The sequence below is a fragment of the Chrysiogenia bacterium genome (genome assembly GCA_020434085.1).
GTDB lineage: Bacteria > JAGRBM01 > JAGRBM01 > JAGRBM01 > JAGRBM01 > JAGRBM01.
The window spans coordinates 1-2251 of the sequence record JAGRBM010000483.1; the positions used below are offsets into that span (position 1 = coordinate 1).

Genomic DNA, 2251 nt, shown 5'->3' on the forward strand with positions numbered 1-2251 from the left:
CGCGCCTGAAGTGGACCTCGCGGCTCTACCGCGTCCTGCTCGCAAGAACCCACGGCGTCGAAGCGGCCGCCGCGTTCACGCCCGTCATGGCCTGCGAGTGCTGGCCGGGCATGCCGGTCGCGCAAGAGGGCAAGGGGGTCGTCGTTGAAAAAAATACAGCCGGAGAAGTCCCCGACGCGGGAGAACGGGCGCCGCCGGGGTGAATGCGAGAACTGGCGCGGGCCCATCGCGCGCAACGCCGGTGTAGGGGCGGGGTTTACCCGCCCTCCATCGAACCGGCGCGCAATGCGGGGGCGGGTCGACCCCGCCCCTACGAAGAATGGGCCGAAATGCAGCCCCGCCAGGCGGCGAGATTCTGTATGAACAAAGGAGGCGCGCAGCGTCCCCCACGGCGAGGGAGATCGCCGGAACAAGATTGCGTGGAACGAGCTACTTCGGCGCGGTCTCTCATGCTGGCGTGAATTCTCAGACCGGCCGTAACCGGAACGTCTTGAGCTCGGCCGCCACGATGTCCTTGAGGGTCTCCAGGGGATAGCCCTTGTCGACGAGGTAGGTGGCTTCGAGGATCTCGCGCACGAGGGCCTCGTCGCAGTCGGCCTTGGAGAGCTCGAACTGGGCGCGGCGGAAGGCGCGGAAGGTCTCGCGCACGTAGTTGTCGATGATGGTGCGGGTTTTCAGCGGGATGGCGGCAAAGTCGACGCCGAAGCCCACTTCCTCGCTGTTTCGCGATGCCGAGCGGGGGCCCGTCGGGGCGCCGACGATGCGCACGATGCGCCCGCGAAGCTGGATCTCCTGATCGCTGCCGGAGGGCAGGGTGGTGGTGATGCGGATCTTCTTGCCCGCTTCAACGGGCAGGTCGGTCATCAGGTAGAGCCCGCACAGGCTGATGTCGCGCACGACGGCCTCGTTCTCGCGGCCCTCGTATTCGAAGCGGGCCGCGCTCTGGCACCTCACGCGCACGTAGCGCCGTTCGTTTTCGGTAACGGTTGCCAATGACCGGCCTCTGGCCCTGCCGACCCGGGCGTCTTCGCCTGCGGGGTGGGAGGTGCGCTTTTCCCCAATGATGGCTATAACTTAGCAAGGATCACGCAAGGAAAGCCACGGCCCGGTTTGCCTGATGTGGCAAGGCCGGTCCCCCGGGCGGGAGTTCAGTCGATGCGAAGGCCCCGGGCGCTTGGCGCCCAAGATGTCATTGCCCTGGTGGCGCCCAGCGGGCGCTATGCCATGGAACGCGTCCGCGAGGCCGAGGCCGGGATTGCCGCCGACGGCTGGCGCGCGCGCCGGATGCTGCCCGCGAGCTTCGGAAAGAGCGCCGACTACCTGGCCGGGCCCGACGCGAGGCGCGCGGCGACTTTTGAGCGGGCGTGGAAGGATCCAAAGCTCGCGATGCTCTGGGCGGTGCGCGGGGGATTCGGGGCGGCCCGGACTCTGGATCACCTCAAGGCCGCCCGCCTTCGCAAGGCCGATCCCAAGATTCTCGCCGGCTACTCCGACATCACCGCGCTGCTGAACTGGACCGCGCAGGAACTGGGCACGATCTGCTTCCACGCGCCCAATGCCGCCGGTCTCTACAGCGGGGACGCGGCGACGAAGCGCTCCTTCAAGAAGATCGTCACCGGTGAGATCGGCAAGGGCGGCGAACTGGCACGCGGGCTCAAGGCCGCCCACGCGGGAAAGGCCGAGGGCCGACTGGCCGGCGGAAACCTCATCGTGCTCAGCTCGCTGGTGGGCACGCCCTACGAGGTGGACCTCGCGGGCAAGGTTCTCTTTGTCGAGGACATCAACGAAGCGCCTTACTGCCTGGACCGCGCGGTGACGCAGCTCGTGCAGGCAAGCAACTTTGCGAAGATCCGCGCGCTGCTGCTCGGCACCTTTACCGGTCCCGGCAACAAGCGCCTTGCCGCCAAGAAAATCCTCCCGCTCTTTGCCGAGCGGCTTCCGAAGAAAACCCCGGTGCTCTACGGCCTGAAAGTCGGACACGTGGGGACGAATCTGACGATGCCCATTGGCGCGCGGGTGCGGGTCGATTCTCGAAGCGGCGCGCTCACCCTTCTGGAGAACGTGGTGCGATGAGCGAGGCGATCGGCGCGCTGCTGCTCGAGCAAATCGGATCGCACCGCTTTCCCGGTGCTGCAGTCTCCGTGCGGCACGGCGATGCGCCCTGGCAGCAGTGGTGCGCCGGGCGCACGGGCTACGAAAACATCGACGGCCCCTGGGAGGAAGTCACGCCCGCGACGCTCTACGATCTGGC

4 protein-coding genes are annotated in these 2251 nt (G+C 67.3%); 3 read left to right on the top strand and 1 reads right to left on the bottom strand.

The window, feature by feature from the left end:
- A partial coding sequence (locus KDH09_16300) for a hypothetical protein (protein MCB0221260.1) occupies positions 1-203 on the top strand: 203 nt, incomplete at its 5' end.
- Positions 204-465: 262 nt separating this feature from the next.
- Here KDH09_16300 and KDH09_16305 read toward each other — a convergent pair.
- Positions 466-993 (bottom strand): PilZ domain-containing protein, encoded by a 528-nt coding sequence (locus tag KDH09_16305; protein ID MCB0221261.1) that lies wholly within the window; start codon positions 991-993, stop codon positions 466-468.
- Between the two features lie 162 nt (positions 994-1155).
- On the opposite strand from KDH09_16305, the gene KDH09_16310 reads away from it, so the two are divergent.
- Together KDH09_16310 and KDH09_16315 are read left to right on the top strand one after the other, a co-directional pair.
- Positions 1156-2073, top strand: coding sequence for an LD-carboxypeptidase (locus KDH09_16310; GenBank protein ID MCB0221262.1), 918 nt, complete (start codon positions 1156-1158; stop codon positions 2071-2073).
- On the top strand, positions 2070-2251 hold a 182-nt coding region (locus KDH09_16315; GenBank protein ID MCB0221263.1), incomplete at its 3' end, for a hypothetical protein. The genes KDH09_16310 and KDH09_16315, both read left to right, overlap by 4 nt.

Excerpts from the sequence above, each read along its gene's own strand:
- KDH09_16310 (MCB0221262.1), top strand. The coding sequence starts at position 1,156 with ATGCGAAGGCCCCGGGCGCTTGGCGCCCAAGATGTCATTGCCCTGGTG.